This is a genomic window from Maribacter aquimarinus, assembly GCF_047345505.1.
In the GTDB taxonomy this organism is placed as follows: Bacteria; Bacteroidota; Bacteroidia; order Flavobacteriales; family Flavobacteriaceae; genus Maribacter.
Genome location: NZ_JBLFEO010000012.1, coordinates 1 through 19,345 on the forward strand (window position 1 = coordinate 1; position 19,345 = coordinate 19,345).

Consider the following 19,345-nt stretch of genomic DNA (forward strand, 5'->3'; position numbering starts at 1 on the left):
TGTGATAATCACATTTGTAGACAACATGGCTGAGTTTCCTATATTTACCCATACAACAAAAATAGGCATAGCCCTCAGAACATGACCACCTGCAAAGCAGGTGGATTTTTAAGATGAATTAAACAACGTACCGTGAGATCTGTTCCCTTTATAAGCTGCTTGGCGCTCCTTTTCAGCATGGCCTCTTGCCGGGAGGCGGCACCAAAGAATGGTGCCCAAGAGGGCACGCCCGGCCCAATGGCCCATGCCCTTGGCTTTCAATTGGACAATAGTGGGCCCTATCCCGTGCTCGCGGTGACCCGCCCTTGGCCCAATGCCAAAAAGACCTTTCGCTACGCCTTCATTCCCAAGGACAGCATGGCCGGCCATGACCATGCCGCTGCACAGTATGATGCCGTTGTGGGCACCCCGGTGGAAAACCTGGTGGTGACCTCCACCACACACATCCCGGCATTGGAGGCACTTGGCGGACTTACCCGTTTAAAGGGATTCCCGGACACCAAGTACATATCTTCCATGCCGGCCAGGGAGCTGATCGCCAAGGGCGACATAAAGGAATTGGGGCAGAACGAACGCCTTAATGTGGAAATGGTCCTGGAGCTGCGGCCAGATGCGGTGGTGGGCTTTGCCATGGATGCCAACAACGCTTCCTATGAACTCTTGTCCAAGGCCGGCATCCCGGTGCTCTATAATGGCGATTGGACCGAGCAGACCCCACTTGGCAAGGCGGAATGGATCAAGTTTTTTGGGGTGCTGTTGGGCAAAGAAGACCAGGCCGATCGCATTTTTAAGGACATCTCGGCAAATTACCGGCACATCAAGGAGCTGGCCAAAGAAGCAAAAGGGATGCCCACCGTGCTCAGTGGCGCCCTCTACAAGGATGTTTGGTACCTTCCGGCGGGCGAGAGCTGGGCCGCCCAATTTATCCGGGACGCCAATGCACGGTATCTCTGGGAAGATACCCAGGGCACCGGCAGCCTTTCCCTAAGTCTGGAATCGGTTTTGGAAAAAGGGCGGGAAGCGGAATTCTGGATTTCGCCCTCCCAGTTCAAAAGCTATGCCGGGATGGCCGAAGCCAATGAGCACTACCAACAGTTCGGGGCATTCCACAGCAAGAACATCCATACCTTTTCGGCCACGGTAGGGCCCACCGGCGGCTTGTTGTTCTATGAACTGGGGCCGCAGCGGCCGGACATGATCCTAAAGGACCTTGTGCATATTTTCCATCCGGAGCTGTTACCGGACTACCAACCCTTCTTTTTTAAACCCTTGCAATAATGGGGCAAGGAACAACCTATAGACTTTGGCTGCTGGCACTGCTGGTTGCGCTCTTGCTGGCCGCCTTTCTCAATATGGCCTCCGGCAGTGTCCAGATTCCCATCTCGGCCACCCTAACCAGCCTGTTTGGGGGCGAGACCGATACGCCCTCATGGACCTACATTGTGCGCCATTACCGTTTGCCCAAGGCCCTGACCGCCATTCTGGTGGGTGGCGGTCTCGCCGTGAGCGGGTTGTTGATGCAGACCCTCTTTAGAAATCCCCTGGCCGGGCCCTTTGTCCTGGGCATAAGCAGTGGAGCCAGCCTGGGCGCGGCCCTCTTGCTCATGGGCACCTCCCTGCTGTCAGGGTTTGCCACCTTTGGTTGGGGCAACGATGTTTCCTTGGCCGTTGCGGCCAGTTTGGGCAGTTTTTTGGTGCTTGCCATTGTCATGATGGTGGCCAACCGTGTACGGGACACCATGGCGCTTTTGATCATTGGCCTTATGTTTGGCAGCATTACCGCTGCCGTGGTCAGTGTCTTGGCCTACTTTAGCCAGGCAGATCAACTTCAGCGGTTTATTTTTTGGTCCTATGGGGCCGTGGGCAGCCTCTCCTGGAACCAGGTGGGCGTGCTGGCCACCGTGGTGTGCCTAGGGCTGTTGGCGGCCCTTTTTACCCTAAAGAACCTCAACGCCTTTCTCTTGGGCGAACACTATGCCAAAACCCTTGGGGTGGGCCTCAAAACCTCCCGTTTCATGATCATACTGTCCACGGGGCTTTTGGCGGGCGGCATAACGGCCTTTGCGGGGCCCATTGCCTTTGTGGGTCTTGCCGTGCCGCACCTTACCAAACAGTTGTTCAAGACCACGGAACACCGTTTGCTGCTCCCGGCCGTCTTTCTCTATGGGGCCATTTTAATGTTGCTGTGCGATACCGTGGCACAATGGCCCAGCTCGGCCAAGGTGCTCCCCATAAACGCCATCACCTCCATCATTGGTGCGCCCGTGGTCATTTGGCTGTTGGTACGGAAGAAAAAGATGATATTTTAAACCCAGATTAAGCATTAGAAATTCTATTACGGCTGCAAATCCCCGCAAAATCAATCGTTGCACTGACTTTTGCTCATTCACCGTAGCGATGGCTACACCTCATTCGCAAAAATCTTGATTTTATTGGGCTTTACATCCTCATGACGAAAGTCTACTATATAACACTCAAGCAACCAAGTTATCCTTTGAAAAATTATGAAGCCATTCATCAGGGGACTAGTGCATAATCTGGGTTAAACCGAGGTGGTAAATTTTAACACCTTCATAAAGGAGGAAGATTCCCTACCGAACGGCTTTTTGTGGTTTTCTGTTGATGGCCAATAAGGGTCAATTCCGCTGCAAAACCCTCAAAGAGGCCTTGTCCCAAAGTTGATGTCTCCGAATACGACCGCTAAACCCAAAATAGGCATTGGAAATGCCATTGATCTGAGTTCAATTGTATAGGTTGAGCATAGTTTATCTCTATCAGTGCTTTGTGCAAAACAAGGTGTCACCTTGAGCGCAGTAGAAAGGTCATTCGGTACAGATTGTCTAACAAAAGTAGGTCCCAACTGCCTGCCCAGACCACAATTCAGGCGGGCGCTCGAGCTGCCAATCACTGATAAAGCACCTTTTTATCCGTTAGCCATAAATCGAACTCAGGTTGTTACGGCCCGGAGCTACTGCAAATACGCTCGCTGCGCCCTTTGTTTTGCGATGTGGCCTTGGCCGTGCTTTACTTCTATCGAGCCAACCCCGGTATGTGCTTTTGGCGGAAGCTTCACAACGGCCTTCCAATACATAATCTGGGTTAACATTGCACGGGATGCACATCCTTTGTTACCTTGCAAGAAAAAGGAACCTGCCCGTAACAAAGGGCTTCCGCAAAAACTACGTTACCATCGAAAAAAAAGAACACCCCACCCTTCGCGTTTTAGAACTTGCCATTGGCTACGGCAGCAAGGGAGCCACCTCCGTGGTGTCCCAGGATATTTCCTTTGCCCTGCCAGCGGGCCAATTGTGCGCCATAGTGGGCGTAAACGGGATTGGAAAATCCACCTTGTTGCGCACCCTGGGAAATTTGCAGCCACCACTTTCCGGGAGCATTTGCATTGATGGCAGGGAACTGCACACCTATGGGCCCGAAGAATTGGCGGCAAAATTGGGAATGGTGCTCACCGAGCCCTTGGCATCCAAGAACATGACGGTGATGGAACTCATTGCGCTGGGCCGGTTTCCCTACACCAATTGGTTGGGCCGGCTCAGTAAGCAAGACCGGGAGGCCATTGACCATTGTGTGGCGCAAACGGAATTGGGGGACTTAAGGCACAAAAAATGCCACGAGCTGAGCGACGGGCAATTGCAGCGCGTCCATATTGCCAGGGCCATGGCACAGAACACGCCCCTGATCTTATTGGATGAGCCCACCACCCATTTGGACCTTCACCACAAGGTACAGATCTTAAAACTGTTAAAACACCTGGCCCACCAGCAGTCAAAAACCATTGTCTTCACCACCCACGAGATCGACCTGGCCATACAGCTGTGCGACCGCATCTTAGTGTTGGATGGGGCCAAGAATCCCTTTGGACAGCCCTGTGAACTCATTTCAGAAAAAGCCTTTGATCGCTTGTTTCCCCAGGACAGCATTGCCTTTGATGCCCGATCGGGCAGTTTTAAGATAAAAAAATAGCATGCGCCCAATGGACCATAATTTCGTATTTTAGGTGACTACTATTTGCTTCACATTCAAGTTAAAAATGAAACCATGCCTTGGCCCTCTGCACCTTTTTTATATCATTGGATTGATTTTGGCACCATGGTCCTGCTCAAACAATGATCCGGTGCCCGGATGCACTACCTTTGGAGACGCTCCCATTGTAGATACCATCACGGACATTGTGGGTACCATAGTACCCGGAAACGAAGGATGTGGGGCCTTCCTCTTACGGCCAGATGAACGGGTAAGGAATACGGTACTTCTGGATTTTTTTCCCTGTAACCTGGATCCGGCTTTTCAAGTGCCCAATGCCCAGGTAGTGTTCAGCGGTCATATCTACCAGGGCATAAACGATGGCGATCAATGTGCCAACTTCTTTGAGGTCACCGCCATTCGTTTTATGGAAGAATAATACACCCAGTGGCCCCAAGGGCAATTAGAGCGGAGCCTTACGGACCGCCATTCCTTATTTATACGGGGATGCGCAAAGCACAAAGCAGACAAACCCCTATCTTTACGGGGCCAAAATGCCATATGGAAACCACTTACGTTTATCTGCTACTCTTGCCCTTGGGGCTTTTTTTGGGCTTTCTACTGGGCAACTACCTCCAAAAGACAAAACTGGGGGCCCAAAAAGCCCTTGCGGAAGAACTCGAAAACCACTGGCAACAGCAATTACAAAGGGAGGAAAAGGAAAAAAACATGCTTTTGGAAGAGCGTCGGCAACTGCAATTGGAAAAAGAACTGCTGGGCCAGAAAATAGTGCGTCTTGAGGGCATCAACGAAAACCTGGACCGCAGAAACCGGGAGCAGCGGGAAGAGACCACAAAGCTGCAGCAAACCTTTACCAAGGAATTTGAGAACCTGGCCCACAAGATATTGGACCGCAACAGTGCCAAGTTCACCGAACAGAATCATCAGAACATGCAACGGTTGCTGCATCCCCTGCAGGAGAAAATACAGGTTTTTGAGAAAAAAGTGGCCGATTCCCAGAAAGAGAACATTGGCCTGCACGCGGCACTAAAGGAACAGCTGGCGCAGTTGCAGCACCAAAACCTGAAGATCACCCAGGAGGCAGAGAACCTTACCAAGGCCCTCAAGGGAGACAGCAAGATGCAGGGCAATTGGGGAGAACTGGTACTGGAGCGCGTGCTGGAGAAATCTGGCTTGGTCAAGGATAGGGAATACAGCGTGCAGCAGCACGTGGTGCGGGGCGATGGCAGCCGGGTACTGCCAGATGTGGTCATTAACCTCCCCAACGGCAAAAAAATGGTGGTGGACGCCAAGGTCTCCCTCACCGACTATGAGCGCTACATAAACGCCGAGGAAGCGCAGCGCCCCCAACACTTAAAAAACCATATTGCCTCATTGCAACGGCACGTCTCACAGCTATCTGCCAAAAAATACGAGGACCTTTACGCCATGGAAAGTCCGGATTTTGTGCTGTTGTTCGTGCCCATGGAACCTGCCTTTGCCCTGGCCACACAACAAGACCCCAGCCTGTACAACAAGGCCTTTGAACAGAACATTGTCATTGTTACCCCAACCACGCTATTGGCCACCCTGCGCACCATAGACAGTATGTGGACCAATGAGAGACAGCGCCGCAACGCCGTGGAGATCGCCCGCCAAGCTGGCGCCCTTTACGACAAGTTTCACGGATTTGTGACCGATATGGACAGGGTGGGCAAAAAACTGGATGAGGCCAAGAGCGAGTACCAAGGTGCCATGAACAAGCTCACCGAGGGCAAGGGAAATCTCATCTCCAGGGCGGAACGACTCAAAAAAATGGGCGCCAAGACCAAAAAGTCGCTCCCCGAACAGCTTACCCGGGAGGCCGACGCCGAGGAATGACCCCGATCGGCCCCCACCCCAGCCTTGATCCGGCCTTTTTGGCACAAGGGGCAATGGGGCCGCCAAAACCGGGAAGCCTTGGGAGCAGTATGGGCGTGCCGTGGCCACCTTTGCAGGGCAATGTGCCACATTTTCCTTTTTGATGCGTATTTTTGGGGCCTAAGCGCCGTAACCGGCCTTTAACCCCATAGCACCGGATAGTATGAAAAAAATACTCTTATTCTTTATTGGCGGCATCTTGTTGGTGGGTGCCCTCTATTACGCCTTTATCTATTACGTGCCCTACAGTGAGGGCGTCCGCTCCGGGGAGCTCATAAAGATCAGTCACAAGGGCGTGCTCATAAAAACATGGGAGGGCGAGATCAGCCAGGGCATATCCGGGGCCCAGATCTTTCCCTTTTCGGTGCTGGACAAGGACAAGGAGGTGATCCAGAAACTGCAGGAGTACCAAGGCCAGTACGTGAAGGTAAGCTATACCGAACGCTATGCCACCTTTATGTGGTTGGGAGACACCAAGTATTTTGTGACCGATGTTAAACGCGAAAATTCACCCCATTTTAGAGACTGATGGAAAAATTCAAGAGCAGTAAGGAGTCCAGGGTATCCATCACAGAGCTCATGCAGCCCTCCCACAGCAATTTTGGGGGCAAGGTGCACGGCGGCTACATCCTGAACCTCATGGACCAGATCGCCTTTGCCTGTGCCTGTAAGCATTCCCAATCCTATTGCGTAACCGCCTCCGTGAACCGGGTAGATTTTTTAAATCCGGTGGAAGTGGGCAACCTGCTCACCCTTAAGGCCTCCATCAACTATACCGGCCGCACCAGTATGGTGGTGGGCGTGCGCGTGGAAGCAGAGGACATCATCACGGGAAAGAAAAAACACTGCAACTCCAGCTATTTTACCATGGTGGCCAAGGACAAGAACGGCCGCAACATTCCCGTTCCCGGCCTTATTGTGACCGATAAACAGGGATTGCGAAGATTTGCCCGCAGTGTGGAGCGCAAGCAGGCCGCGTTTCAGCGCGATTCCAAATTTGACGAAAAGAAGTTCAAAGTGGCCAATTACATTTCCTTGGCAAAAAACGAAAATGTGCAGTTAAAGCTCAAATGAGCATACTTTAGGTAGGGTTTTTACCGTTATGGATGTTCCATTGGTAAACCATTTCCCTATACCAACGATGAAGACCGTACTCACCTTCCTGCTGTTCATTTGTATTTTGGGATGCAGCCCGGACGCGGTGGAACCGGACCTAGAAGACAATGGTGAAACCACGGAGAATGCGGATCCGGGACCCAGCGATCCGCCCAGGGAAAATCCAGATCCGCCCACGGCACCGCCCACCACGCCCTCGGGAACGGCACTGAGCGCCCTGCGCACCTATATTTTTGGCCATAGCCTGGTGGTTCACGATCCACCGGCCATTCCCACCCCAAGCAATGAGACCACCGTGCCCCATTGGATGGCGAGCTTGGCCCAAGCTGCCGACTTGGAATTTGAAGTGGCCGGCCAGTATGGCTTTTTACCTCAGCATGACAATCTACCGCCCATATCCCAATGGGGCTTTGATCTGGCCGCCCCGGCTTGGGAATCGGACAGGGAAACCTTTGCCGAGGCCAATTTTAACTCCGTACTGCTCACAGCGGCCAACTTCATACAATACCAGCCCGCCACCGAAAACTACTATAACGAAGCCATTTCCCCCATACAGGCCACCTTGTCCATTTTTGACTGGGCACGCGAACAGCAGCCGGACATGGCCCTCTACATTTATGAAAACTGGCCGGACATGGCCCCTTTTCTGGACAATGGCAGTTTCCCGCCCACGGCCCAGCAGCTGGCCTCTTACCACGCCCATACCCAAAACGAATTTCATGCATGGTGGTTGGACTACCACGATGCGCTGATGGCCGCAAGACCGGAAATGCAGATAAAAATGATTCCCGTTGGCCCCATCATGGCCAAGATCCTGACCCAGGAACCGTTCAATGCCATTGCCACCACCACCTTGTACGAAGACGATGCGCCCCACGGCCGGCCCACCCTGTATTTTATGGCGGGGCTCATTACCTATATGGCCATGTACGCCACCAATGTGCCCGCAGATTATGAAGTACCCAACACGGTAGATCCCATTGTGGCCAATAACATAATGCTGTTGGGGCAGCTCATTGCCCAGGATCTTGAGGCCTTCCAAAACCAGGACGGCAGTAGCAGGGTTTACCCGGAACCCTGATCAGGTGGCAGATGGCAGCAAGGACGCCGCATCCTGGTCCAAAAACCAAGTGAGCTTGCCAGACTCCGGGGCCACCAGGGAGGCGGGATAGCTTTCGTGGCCCGCTTCCTTGGCACTTATTTCCTTTATCTTTTCCGCCTTTGAGCTACCGGTGACCAAGAAGATGACCTCCTTGGCACGGTTGATCACCTTTCCGTTGATGGTGACCCGTTGCTGACCGGTATCCGGGTGGGTGGCCACGGCACAATGATCGGACGCGTTCCAAAGTTCCATTTGGTGCGGAAAGATGGAGGCCGTGTGGCCATCATCTCCCATGCCCAAGAGAACGAGATCAAACTGCGGCACCTCTTCCACCCGGTCCAAGTTGATCTCCAACAGATTGGCGTAGCGCATGGCCTCGCCCGCGGGTTGGTTCTCGCCCAAAATACGGTTAATGTTCTCCTTGGGCACCTGGATTTTGGAGAACAAATGCTCCTTTGTCATCCTAAAATTGCTCTGGGGGTCCGTGGGCGGCACACAACGCTCATCTCCCCAATAAAAATGGACTTGGGACCAATCTATGCTGGTGCCGTAATCTGCCGCGAGCACATCAAAAATCAATTTTGGCGTACTGCCCCCGGAGAGGGCCAGGTGAAACGGACCACGGTCCTTTACCAAATGGGCAAAATAGGCCGCAAAAGCGGCTGCCACAGCCTGTTTGTTCTCGTAGATCCTTGTTTCCATCGTTGTTCTTTTAAAAATTAAGAAGTTTATGATGCCAAAGGAACCCTGCGCCCCATCCCCATTTGAAAACAAGGGCCACACCATTTCCTTTGCCCCCAAAAGATGCATTGGAAATACCATTTGGGCTCCGGCCGCCCCAAATACCAGCACAGCGCCATTCTTCTGCGAAGTCCCCGTGGCAGCGCATCTTGAAAGGGATGCAACCCCAGCATCCAAGGCATCTCGAAACGTCATGACGAAGTTCCAAAACGTCACTTGGACCCAAAGATAAGCACAGCTGTGGAATTGATCGTTACAAAAGAAGGCCGTAAAAGCAAAAGCCCACGGCCCGGGCTCCCACCAAACATCAAAAAAACAATTCAGCAACGGGCATCCCATATATCATAATGCCCTAGAGGCCACCAACCAATACCGGGAATGCAACGGATATCGAAATCAAACCTTCAACCCAAAAAACCTTCAACCCAAAAAACTTTCAACCTAAAAAAGCAATGAACATGGATTTATAAAATTGGCGCAACACATTTTTTTTGGCGATGGCACCCACATTTTAAATATTAATCGTAATATTGCAATAAACAAATGAATAATGGGCCTCGCCAAAACCGAAATCTTTACGGAAGAACAGAACAGCATTGCGCAATACGGGAAGGTATTTGGCCATCCGGCCAGGGTGGCCATATTACAGCACCTCTTTGAGATCGACACCTGCATCTGCGGCGACCTGGTCCTTGAAATTGGATTGGCGCAGCCCACCATCTCCCAGCACTTAAGGGAATTGAAATTGTTGGGACTTATCCGGGGCGAGGTGGAAGGCACCCGGGTGTGCTACTGCATTCACCGGGAAAACTGGCTGAAAATGAAGGCTGTGGTACTTCCGTTTTTAAACAGGGACAAACAAACAGCACCCCAGTGCTGCTAAATAACAACAAAATGAACAAGGAAGAAAGATTGAAGGACATAGTGAAGACCCGCTATGCCCAAATTGCGGAACAGGGCAAAGCGGCCAACGCCGCCTCATGCTGTGGGGCCACCACCCCTACCAATAAGGTGTACAACGTGATGATGGACGACTACTCCGATACCCAAGGCTATGTGGAAGATGCCGATCTGGGCCTGGGCTGTGGACTGCCCACGGAATTTGCCCAAATACGGACCGGAGACACGGTGATCGACCTGGGCTCCGGGGCGGGGAACGATTGCTTTGTGGCGCGACACGAATCGGGGGCCGAAGGCAAAGTGATCGGGATCGATTTTACCCCAAAAATGATCGAGAAGGCCCGGAGAAATGCCGAGAAAATGGGATACAACAACGTGGAGTTCCGGGAGGGAGACATTGATGATATGCCCGTGGGCGATGCCGTGGCCGATGTGGTGGTGAGCAATTGTGTGCTGAACTTGGTGCCCAACAAACCCAAGGTGATCCGCGAAATTTTCAGGGTACTGAAACCGGGAGGACACTTTAGCATCTCTGACATTGTCCTAGTGGGAACCCTGCCCGAAGCCTTGAAGCAAGACGCGGAAATGTATGCCGGCTGCGTGGCCGGGGCCGTACAAAAAGAAGCCTACTTGGCTGCCATAGCGGCGGCGGGCTTTACCAATATTGCCCTACAGAAAGAAAAGCCCATACACATTCCGGAAGATATTTTGGGCAATTACCTGGGTGCGGAAGAAGTCCGGGAATTCAATCAGGGACAAACGGGCATTTTCAGCATTACCGTCTATGCGGAGAAACCGGGCGGAGCCAGTGACCCAAAAAAAATTACCCTCCTCCATGCGGATTCCAGTGGAAGCTGCGCCCCCAATTCCGGCTGCTGCTAAGACCATGGCCCTGTACAAGAAATTGGGAACCTTTGTAAGCGGGCTAGATGTTACCGCCATTCCGGAAGACCGCAAGAAGGCCCTACAACCGCTGATCGATTTTCTGGTTTCCAGGATAAGGGAAGGTAAGGACGTGCACCTCAATTTTATCTGCACCCATAATTCCCGCCGGAGCCATTTGGCCCAGGTTTGGGCGCAGACCCTGGCCCACCATCTTCACCTCTCTAAAGTGCATTGTTATTCCGGGGGCACCGAGGCCACCGCCCTTTACCCTGAAATTGTGCGGGTACTGCGCGCCACGGGCTTTTGCATTGATCGGGATTCCCAGGGCAAGAACCCCGTGTACCACATTCAGTTTGCCCGGGAGGTGCCGGCCGTAAAGGGATTTTCCAAAAAATGGGACGCCCCGGGCAACCCCAAATCCCAATTCATGGCCATCATGACCTGCGCTTCGGCCAATGAAAGCTGCCCCGTGGTGGCCGGTGCCCAAAGCAGGGCGGCCATTACCTACACCGATCCAAAAGGGTCTGACGGTACCCCGGAACAAGCGGTAGCCTACCAAGCCTGTAGTGCGCTCATAGCCACCGAGCTTTTATACGCACTGTCCCGGGCAAAATCGGATGCGAGTACCGTTTAGGCCAACCCAAGAAGTGAAAAACCCGGCCTGTTGGGAACGTTTTACCGTGGCAAAACGCTCCCCTGATTTCCTGCCCGATATGGGAGCTGGAACCGGGGCCGATGGGCTCATAAGGTGTGGGGGAACCTATATGCAGCTCTGATGCCCATCACGGGGCTCAAAAAAAATTCAAACAAGGACATAACCAAAGGGGCATTTAATTTGGGATGAGATCGCTCTTTCAAAATGTACCCCTCACCCGAATAGTTTCCGGCATTTTGTGTATTTTTAAAAGACCCTAAGCCTGTATCGCCCTAGCTCGATCCAAACCACGTTCCCTGCCCAAAGGGCACAACACCAATGGAACGTACCCCAACCAAACCTCAAGAACCCAAGCCTTGAGGAGCAAGGCACAAGCAGAAACGTACACTAAAAAGAACACGAACGCCAGCGTAAAACTTAACAGGCAATGATTATGAAAAACCTAAAAATTGAAGTAAAATGGGCCATCATCTTTTCCATAATGGGTTTATTGTGGATGCTTCTTGAGAAACTGTTTGGCCTGCACGGGACGCACATTGACAAACACATGTATCTCACCAACCTTTTTGCAATCCCTGCCATTATCGTTATGGTCTTGGCACTTAAAGACAAAAAGAAAAATTACTATTCAGGACAAATGAACTACAAACAAGGCTTGATCTCGGGCATACTGTTGTCCTTGTTCATTGCGCTATTGAGCCCCTTGACCCAATGGATTACCTCCACCATCATTACACCGGAATTTTTTCCGAACGTCATTGCCCATTCCGTTAAAACGGGCTACCACGCATCCGTTGAAGCGGCCCAGGCGTATTTTAATCTCAAAAATTATATGGTTCAGAGTACTATTGCCGCTTTGGTGATGGGCATTGTCACCACAGCCGTTGCGATGCTTTTCATTCGCACTAAAAAGAACGTCTAATAGGATACCCTTCCCCCAATTTGAAAAATAGGGGTCGTTCTTTTTCTTTCCACCTCAGCAAAGCACGCAAAATCCGGGATCGTCGGTTAGGTTGGGGCCGGGATTGCGCCATAACCCAATGCCTTCGATCAGGTCGTCCGCATTTTCCGGGCCCCAGACGCCGGCGGCATAGCCGTACATGCGCACATCTTCGCCATTTTTCCAATACTCCAATATGGGATCCACAAAGGTCCAGGCAGCCTCCACCTCATCGGCGCGGGCGTAGAGGGTAGCATCGCCCTGCATGGCGTCCAGCAACAAACGTTCATAGGCCTCCATCACGTGCGTCTCCGCCAAGCTGGAATAATAGAAGTCCAAATTGGCCCGTTCCACATGGAAGCCCTGGCCAGGCACCTTGACCCCAAATTTAATGAGAATGCCCTCGTCCGGTTGTATGCGGATCACCAGTTTGTTGTCTTGGCTGTGCATGTCCGTGCCGCTAAAAATATGGTGGTGCGGGGTTTTAAAGTGGATCACCACCTCCGTGACCTTGGTGGGCATGCGCTTGGCCGTGCGCACATAGAAAGGAACGTCTTTCCACCGCCAGTTGTCCACATAGAACTTAATGGCCGCGTAGGTCTCCGTCAAGGAATCGGGGGCAACCCCATCCTCTTCCCGGTATCCCTTTACCCAATCGCCGTCCAAGTTCGCCTTCATGTACTGGGCCCGTATGGTATGGTCCCGCAAGATATCCGGATCGGTCATGACCCTGAGCGATTTCAGGGCCTTTACCTTCTCATTGCGTATCTCTTCCGGCTCTTGGCCAATGGGGGGCTCCATAACGATCAGGCTCACGATCTGCAGCAAGTGGTTCTGGAACATATCGCGCAGCGCACCGGAACGATCGTAATATCCGCCCCGCTTCTCCACCCCCACGTGCTCTGCATTGGTAATTTCAATGTGATGGATGTAGTTCCGGTTCCATAGCGGTTCAAAGATGGTATTGGCAAAGCGGGTCACCAAAAGGTTCTGCACCGTTTCCTTGCCCAAATAGTGATCGATCCTATAGATCTGTTGCTCTTGGAAATAGCGCTGCAGGGCCGTATTGAGGGCTTTGGCCGTTTTTAGGTCGTAACCAAAGGGTTTTTCAACGATCAAGCGTTTCCAACCGTTGTTTTGGGTGCTCAATTGGGCGGCATCCAGGTTTTTGGCAATGGTCTCGTACAAGGTGGGCGGGGTGCTCAGGTAGTACATGATGTTGCCCTCGGTATGGTGCCCATGGTTCAACGCCTCCACGCGGGTGCGCAGGGCAGTGTAGTCCGTGTCATAACTGCCGCCAAGGTCCTGGTAAAAAAAGAGTTGGGCAAAGGCCTTGATCGCCTCGGAGGGCACCTCCTTTGTCTTTTTTGCCAAATAGGGGCTTTGCAGCACCACCCGATCCCGAAATGCGGCATCGTCCATATTGCTTCGGCTGCAGCCCAGCACCACAAAGTTCCCGGGCAGTTGTTTGGCCATGAACAAATTAAAGAGGGCGGGCACCAATTTGCGTGCCGTGAGGTCTCCAGAGGCGCCAAAAATGACGAGCATCTGATTTTCGGTCTTCTTCATAGGCTGGGAATCGATTGGGCGTAAAAGTATCGAAAAGATCAGGCAGGTGCAACGCGTTTCCCCGGATATGACCCCCTGATGTGGACATTTTCCATTATTTTTGACAAAAACGAGGCAGGGAAGCCCACAGACAAGGGAAAAGAGCTGCCCAGATGAAACCATATGAAGCAAACATACGATTTTGGCCTGGTGGGCCTTGGGGTCATGGGCCGGAATTTTATCCTGAACGTGGCAGACCATGGCTTTACCGCCTACGGCAACGATCTGGACAAAGAAAAGGTGGCGGCGCTGATCGCCGAGGGCGGCAACACAGAAAGCATCAACGCCAGCACGGAGGTCACGGTCTTCACGGCGGCCCTGTCCCGGCCCCGGAAGATCATGCTACTGGTACCCGCGGGCAAGGTGGTGGATGTGGTGATCGAGAGTCTATTGCCCCATTTGGACCAGGGGGACCTGATCATTGACGGGGGCAACTCCTTTTATACGGATACCGACCGCCGGGAGCGCTACCTAAAGGACAAGGGCATCCATTTTTTTGGCGCCGGGGTCTCCGGTGGCGCCAAGGGGGCCCGCCTTGGCCCCAGCATCATGCCGGGCGGCGATCGGGAGGCCTACCAGCACGTAAGGCCCATCTTTGAGGCGGTCGCCGCCAAATTTGAGGGAGCGCCCTGTGTGGCCTATCTGGGACCAAAATCTGCCGGGAATTACGTAAAAATGGTGCACAATGGCATTGAATATGGGTTGATGCAGCTCACCTCCGAGATCTACGACCTTTTGCAAAAGGGCGGCAACTTTTCCAATGGGGCCTTGCAACAGACCTATGCCCGCTGGAACCAAGGCCGCCTGCAATCCTTTTTGGTAGAGATCACCGCAGCCATATTTGCCCGGAAAGACGCCCTTTCCGATGGCCATCTGGTCGATGCCATCCTGGACAAGGCCAAGCAGAAGGGCACCGGAAAATGGACCAGTCAAAACGCCATGGACCTGGGCATCCCCGTGCCCTCCATAGACATTGCAGTGAGCATGCGGCAAATAAGCGCCCTAAAAGACGAGCGCATTCAAGCAGATGCAGCGTACGACCGCCCCAAGGTATCACCCATGGAAGCGACCCAATTGGAAAAGATGGCGGAGGAGGCCCTTTATTTTTCCTTCATCATCACCTATGCCCAGGGCCTGCACCAATTGGCCGATGCCAGCAAGGAATACGGTTACGAACTGGATCTGGCCACCATTGCCAAGATATGGCGCGCCGGCTGCATAATCCGTGCGGGGCTCCTGGCCGATATTGCCGAGGCCTTTTCAGAAAAACCAACCTTGGAAAACCTGTTATTGTCCCCAACCTTTATGGAAAAGGTACAGGGCACGGTGACCTCGGCCCGGGAGCTGGTGGCCTACGGTGCCCTGAACGGCATTCCCCTGCCCGGCCTCTCCAATTCCCTGACCTATTTTGATGCCTACACCTCTGCCCGCCTGCCCCTGAACCTGATCCAGGCGCAGCGCGACTTTTTTGGATCCCATACCTATGAACGGTTGGATCGGGAAGGCATTTTCCATACGGAATGGGAATAGGCCCGGCCCGTTCCATGGCCTAAAGGGTGGCGCCCCGCAAGGCCCTACGGGGAAAATGGCGGGTTGCGGCCCGTACGGGCCATACGATGGCCCCGGGCGACCTTGGAACAAAAATGATGACAGCGGCGGAATTTAACATACTGGGAAAGGAACTGCAACAGCTTTGCACCAGCATACCTTTGCGGTGGGGAGCGGTGCAAAACGATGGCACCGACCGTAAAATAAACCTGTTCCGCTGTGGCAACCTACAGCAATTGGAAACCGAGATAGCCCCCTTTTCCGAGGAAGACCAGCACTACTTTAGGAGAAGATGGTTCCTGTGGAAATGTTCCCAGGTGGACGAATACCTCTTTTACAGGCAGGCGAACATCAGAAAAAACCCCAATCCCAAGGACCATGCATGGGACCTGGAGTTCAACGGATCTTTGAGGTTTGATGTCAAGGGCACCGTAGTGCCCAAGCAGTTCCGGGACCGTTTCCATACCGATCAGGAAAAAAAGCTCATTGAATTTTATTACCGCCACCAGAGCAAGGGCGTTAGGCACCATCTGCAAAACAGGCTCTTTCTGGTGCACCATTCCTTTTCCAAACCAGAGCGCTCCATTTTTCTGCGCTGCCATTGGACATTGAAGGAGCAGGCCTACAAAACCTTTGGCCATCGGCTGGCGAAATCCAGGACGGCCCCCATAACGCATCTTGGGGCCTTGGCCAAGTGCATTTTCATTGTGGAGACCAAGGCCGGGAAATGCCTGTACAAAATCAACTGATCCAAAAGGACCGGGAGGGGTCAGATGGGCATTGGACGGAAAATGGACCTTGGGCGGCCCCACCGACCAAGCGCTGCGCATCCCCATGGATACAAGTCATAGGCCCTAGGGCGCCGCACAGCGGGGCATCCAAAAGAAAAAAAACAACAAGGCCCTGCCCCCAGGGCGGAAAAGGTTTCCCAAATTTTTTTTATTTGCTTAGTTTTGGACAAAACTGGACAACGATGGACACCAAGACCCAAATGATGCGCATAGAAGATGTGGCCACCCTGTTGAACGTTTCGCAAAAATCCGTGAGGCGCTACATTCATGCCGGTCAACTGAAATCAAACAAAATCGGGGGCGTGCACCGTATCGGCGATCAGGCCCTGCGCGAATTTCTTAACCGTGGTGCGCACCAAACCCCAAAATCCGGCGGCAGCAAGGGCGCCCCCAAGCGCAAGAGCACCAAGACCGATGCCGTGAACTGGATGGACGTGTCCGACCTCTGGGACCACGCCAAGGCAAACGGCCACACATCGGCCGATCTGTTCTGCGGTGCCGGGGGCATGGCCATGGGCTTTGAAATGGCCGGTTTTGAACCCGTGGGCGCATTGGACTGGTTCAAGGAAGCGGGGATGACCTACCGCCACAATTTTAAACATCCGCACGTGGAGGGCGACATTACCAGCAAGCAGACCAAGGCACAGTTCATTGCCACGGTACGGCAACAGTTACGGGGCAGGGAGCTTACCGTGCTCTCCGGTGGTTTTCCCTGCCAAGGTTTCAGCATGTCCGGGAGCCGAATCGTGGAAGACCCCAGGAACTCCCTTTACCAAGATATGTTGGAGATCATTGCAGAACTGAACCCAAAATTCATTGTGGGCGAGAACGTCAAGGGCCTGCGCTCCATGCTCAAGGGAAGGGTGGAGGACAAGATCAAGGAAGATATGGAGGAGCTGGGCTATGAGGTGAACGTTACCGTATTGAATTCGGCCGACTATTATGTTCCCCAAAAGCGGGAGCGTGTCATTTTCATAGCCAACAGGGTCAACCGGCTCAACCATCATCCCGCCCCCCTCTTGGAAGAGGGCTCGTACGTGACCACTAGGGAGGCCATTGAAGACCTTATGGATTTGGAAGACAACAAGGAATTCAACCACGTGCGCACCCGGCACCGGGAAGAGATGAAACAGCGCCTGGCCGCGGTACCCGAGGGCAAGAGCCTGTACGACAACTATTCGGACTCCTGGAAAAAATGTCCCTGGAACGAGGCCAGCTGTACCATAAAGGAAAACCACGGCGGCGTTAACATCCATCCGGTGGTGCCCAGGGTGATCACGGTGCGGGAAATGGCGCGTTTGCAGTCCTTCCCGGACCATTTTATCTTCAAGGGCTCCAAGGCCAAACAGATGGTGCAGATCGGCAATGCCGTGCCGCCCCTGATGGCCAAGGCCATTGCACTGGTCATAGACAAAACCCTGCAAATGCACTGAAGAAGCAACCCCGGTCGAGGTGGGCAACTTTTGGGCCACCTTGGCCCGGCCGGCACCCCTTTTAAGGGATGTTTAAAGGGATACCATCAAAATGATGTGCGCATGCATTCGCCCAACCCGTATATTTTAGTAATTTTAGCGCTTCTAACACAAAACAAGCACAATATGAAAAATGCAGTAGTAAAAGGCGCCTTGGCCCTTGCCCTAATGGTTACGGTCATAGGTTGCAAGGAAGCCAAAAAGGGGGCCACGGAGGCCGCAACGGAAATGGAAGAGGCCGTGGAGGCCGTTACCGAGGTGGCAGAGGTGAAGACCATCAGCTTTAAAATGGAGCCCAAAAGCGACAGCGACGTACAGGGCAACGTTACCTTTACGGAAGAAAATGGCACCGTTAGTATGGTGGGCACCTTTAGCGGTCTTACGGAGGGTGAGCACGCCATTCACCTGCACGAGACGGCAGACTGCTCCTCGGCCGACGGCACCTCTACCGGAGGCCACTGGAACCCCACCAACGAACCACACGGAAAATGGGGCGATGCCACAGGATACCACAAGGGCGATATTGGCAATTTTATGGCCAGCGCAGACGGCACCGGAACAGTGGAATTCTCCACGGACCAATGGTGCATTGGCTGTGAGGACGAAAACAAGGACATTTTGGGCAAGGCCGTGATCGTGCACCAGGGCGTGGACGATTTTACCTCCCAGCCCAGTGGTGCCGCAGGGGCCAGGGTGAGCTGCACGGGCATCATAGAATAGTCCCTGCCGCACAAAAGCAACAAGGCCGTCCGCAAGGGCGGCCTTTTTTTATTGGCGGGCAAGCCCTAACTTTGATGGGGACAAAACGGAGGAAGAGCGCCCCACAGCCCTTGCCCCGCAACCCCAACACCGATGCCAAAAGCCCTTTTACGCGCCATAGCCATCCTTAGGGGGGCTTGGCGCCCCATTTTATTCCTTCTACTGCTCACCAGCTGCAAGCCCAGTGCCAGCGTACAGCGCCCCATCCCCGCCGTGGATGATTTCAATGCCCTGGCCGAGCGCTTCGTGGCCCGGGCCTCGGAGGGTCAGGACACCAAAGCCATCCGGGAGACCTTGGCCCAGGCAGGCGTAACCCAGTTGGAGCGGGCCCTGGACACCAATGAAAAGCAATTGGCCTTTTGGGTAAATGTGTACAATGCCTACATACAGCACATACTGCGGCAAGACCCCGAGGCCTATGGCGATCGGGACCGTTTTTTTAAGGAAGACCAGCTGCCCATTGCGGGGAAGATGGTGTCTTTCTCCAAAATAGAGCACGGCATCATCAGAAAGTCGCAATGGGAATATGGCCTGGGGCTCGTGGGCAAGCCTTTCCCCGGGGAATTTGAGCGCCGGCTCCGGGTACGGGAACCCGACTACCGCATCCATTTTGCACTGAACTGCGGCGCCAAGGACTGCCCGCCCGTGGCCGTGTACCACCACAACCGGCTTAACGAACAGTTTTCCAAGGCCACAAGCCAATTTTTAAGGCAAAGCAGCACCTATGATGCCCATAAGAAAGAGGTGGCGGTCACAGCGCTGTTTAGTTGGTTCCGGGGCGATTTTGGGGGCAAAAAGGGCACACTGGAAATTCTTGAAAAAGAGGGCATCATCCCGGAAAACCAAGAAGTTTCCTTACGGTACGAGGACTACGACTGGACCCTGGCCCTGGATAATTTTGCTTCCTTTTGAGACATTCCGAACATG

At 53.2% G+C, this 19,345-nt stretch carries 19 protein-coding genes; 17 read left to right on the plus strand and 2 right to left on the minus strand.

Annotation, left to right across the window (positions count from 1 at the left end):
• Positions 1 to 132: 132 nt before the first annotated feature.
• From ACKWCC_RS10175 to ACKWCC_RS10210, 8 genes are all read left to right on the plus strand, one after another.
• A complete protein-coding gene (locus ACKWCC_RS10175; RefSeq protein ID WP_413995823.1) occupies positions 133 to 1,278 on the plus strand; it encodes an ABC transporter substrate-binding protein in 1,146 nt (381 codons plus the stop codon).
• On the plus strand, positions 1,278 to 2,309 hold the full coding sequence (locus ACKWCC_RS10180; protein WP_413995824.1) for a FecCD family ABC transporter permease: 1,032 nt from the start codon (positions 1,278 to 1,280) through the stop codon (positions 2,307 to 2,309). The genes ACKWCC_RS10175 and ACKWCC_RS10180 overlap by 1 nt, the downstream gene beginning before the upstream one ends.
• Positions 2,310 to 3,114: 805 nt before the next feature.
• Positions 3,115 to 3,981 carry an ABC transporter ATP-binding protein gene (locus ACKWCC_RS10185; RefSeq protein WP_413995825.1) on the plus strand — a complete coding sequence of 289 codons (867 nt, stop codon included), beginning with the start codon at positions 3,115 to 3,117 and terminating at the stop codon, positions 3,979 to 3,981.
• A gap of 151 nt (positions 3,982 to 4,132) precedes the next feature.
• Entirely contained in the window at positions 4,133 to 4,420 is a 288-nt protein-coding gene (locus ACKWCC_RS10190; protein WP_413995826.1) for a hypothetical protein, read from the plus strand.
• Positions 4,421 to 4,542: 122 nt separating this feature from the next.
• Positions 4,543 to 5,862 (plus strand): DNA recombination protein RmuC, encoded by a 1,320-nt coding sequence (locus ACKWCC_RS10195; RefSeq protein WP_413995827.1) that lies wholly within the window; start codon positions 4,543 to 4,545, stop codon positions 5,860 to 5,862.
• 202 nt (positions 5,863 to 6,064) lie between these two features.
• Positions 6,065 to 6,430: a 6-phosphogluconate dehydrogenase gene (locus tag ACKWCC_RS10200; RefSeq protein ID WP_413995828.1), complete on the plus strand. Its 366-nt coding sequence runs from the start codon at positions 6,065 to 6,067 to the stop codon at positions 6,428 to 6,430.
• Positions 6,430 to 6,975 (plus strand): acyl-CoA thioesterase, encoded by a 546-nt coding sequence (locus ACKWCC_RS10205; protein WP_413995829.1) that lies wholly within the window; start codon positions 6,430 to 6,432, stop codon positions 6,973 to 6,975. Before ACKWCC_RS10200 ends, ACKWCC_RS10205 begins: the two co-directional genes overlap by 1 nt.
• A gap of 67 nt (positions 6,976 to 7,042) precedes the next feature.
• A complete protein-coding gene (locus ACKWCC_RS10210) occupies positions 7,043 to 8,098 on the plus strand; it encodes a hypothetical protein (RefSeq protein WP_413995830.1) in 1,056 nt (351 codons plus the stop codon).
• Here ACKWCC_RS10210 and pgl read toward each other — a convergent pair whose 3' ends face one another.
• Positions 8,099 to 8,821, minus strand: coding sequence for a 6-phosphogluconolactonase (gene pgl / locus ACKWCC_RS10215; protein WP_413995831.1), 723 nt, complete (start codon positions 8,819 to 8,821; stop codon positions 8,099 to 8,101). It abuts the gene before it with no gap.
• A gap of 589 nt (positions 8,822 to 9,410) precedes the next feature.
• Between pgl and ACKWCC_RS10220 the strand changes: the two genes are divergently transcribed.
• The 4 genes from ACKWCC_RS10220 to ACKWCC_RS10235 all read left to right on the plus strand — a co-directional run bounded on the left by ACKWCC_RS10220 (position 9,411) and on the right by ACKWCC_RS10235 (position 12,222).
• Complete coding sequence (locus ACKWCC_RS10220) at positions 9,411 to 9,743, plus strand: ArsR/SmtB family transcription factor (protein ID WP_413995832.1); 333 nt, start codon at positions 9,411 to 9,413, stop codon at positions 9,741 to 9,743.
• Positions 9,744 to 9,754: 11 nt separating this feature from the next.
• On the plus strand, positions 9,755 to 10,642 hold the full coding sequence (locus ACKWCC_RS10225; RefSeq protein ID WP_413995833.1) for an arsenite methyltransferase: 888 nt from the start codon (positions 9,755 to 9,757) through the stop codon (positions 10,640 to 10,642).
• On the plus strand, positions 10,596 to 11,279 hold the full coding sequence (locus ACKWCC_RS10230; RefSeq protein ID WP_413995834.1) for a low molecular weight phosphatase family protein: 684 nt from the start codon (positions 10,596 to 10,598) through the stop codon (positions 11,277 to 11,279). Before ACKWCC_RS10225 ends, ACKWCC_RS10230 begins: the two co-directional genes overlap by 47 nt.
• Before the next feature lie 454 nt (positions 11,280 to 11,733).
• Positions 11,734 to 12,222 carry a DUF4199 domain-containing protein gene (locus ACKWCC_RS10235; protein ID WP_413995835.1) on the plus strand — a complete coding sequence of 163 codons (489 nt, stop codon included), beginning with the start codon at positions 11,734 to 11,736 and terminating at the stop codon, positions 12,220 to 12,222.
• Between the two features lie 54 nt (positions 12,223 to 12,276).
• Here the strand turns inward: ACKWCC_RS10235 and zwf are convergent, their stop codons facing one another.
• The gene (gene zwf, locus ACKWCC_RS10240) at positions 12,277 to 13,809 is read right to left on the minus strand and encodes a glucose-6-phosphate dehydrogenase (RefSeq protein WP_413995836.1); all 1,533 of its coding nucleotides are present in this window, start codon (positions 13,807 to 13,809) and stop codon (positions 12,277 to 12,279) included.
• Between the two features lie 162 nt (positions 13,810 to 13,971).
• On the opposite strand from zwf, the gene gndA reads away from it, so the two are divergent.
• The 5 genes from gndA to ACKWCC_RS10265 all read left to right on the plus strand — a co-directional run bounded on the left by gndA (position 13,972) and on the right by ACKWCC_RS10265 (position 19,330).
• Complete coding sequence (gndA, locus tag ACKWCC_RS10245) at positions 13,972 to 15,378, plus strand: NADP-dependent phosphogluconate dehydrogenase (protein WP_413995837.1); 1,407 nt, start codon at positions 13,972 to 13,974, stop codon at positions 15,376 to 15,378.
• Between the two features lie 116 nt (positions 15,379 to 15,494).
• Positions 15,495 to 16,145 (plus strand): hypothetical protein, encoded by a 651-nt coding sequence (locus tag ACKWCC_RS10250; protein ID WP_413995838.1) that lies wholly within the window; start codon positions 15,495 to 15,497, stop codon positions 16,143 to 16,145.
• A gap of 224 nt (positions 16,146 to 16,369) precedes the next feature.
• The gene (locus tag ACKWCC_RS10255) at positions 16,370 to 17,620 is read left to right on the plus strand and encodes a DNA cytosine methyltransferase (protein ID WP_413995839.1); all 1,251 of its coding nucleotides are present in this window, start codon (positions 16,370 to 16,372) and stop codon (positions 17,618 to 17,620) included.
• A gap of 165 nt (positions 17,621 to 17,785) precedes the next feature.
• Positions 17,786 to 18,379: a superoxide dismutase family protein gene (locus ACKWCC_RS10260; RefSeq protein ID WP_413995840.1), complete on the plus strand. Its 594-nt coding sequence runs from the start codon at positions 17,786 to 17,788 to the stop codon at positions 18,377 to 18,379.
• Between the two features lie 132 nt (positions 18,380 to 18,511).
• Positions 18,512 to 19,330, plus strand: a complete 819-nt coding sequence (locus tag ACKWCC_RS10265) for a DUF547 domain-containing protein (RefSeq protein ID WP_413995841.1) — start codon at positions 18,512 to 18,514, stop codon at positions 19,328 to 19,330.
• The last annotated feature ends 15 nt before the right edge of the window (positions 19,331 to 19,345 follow it).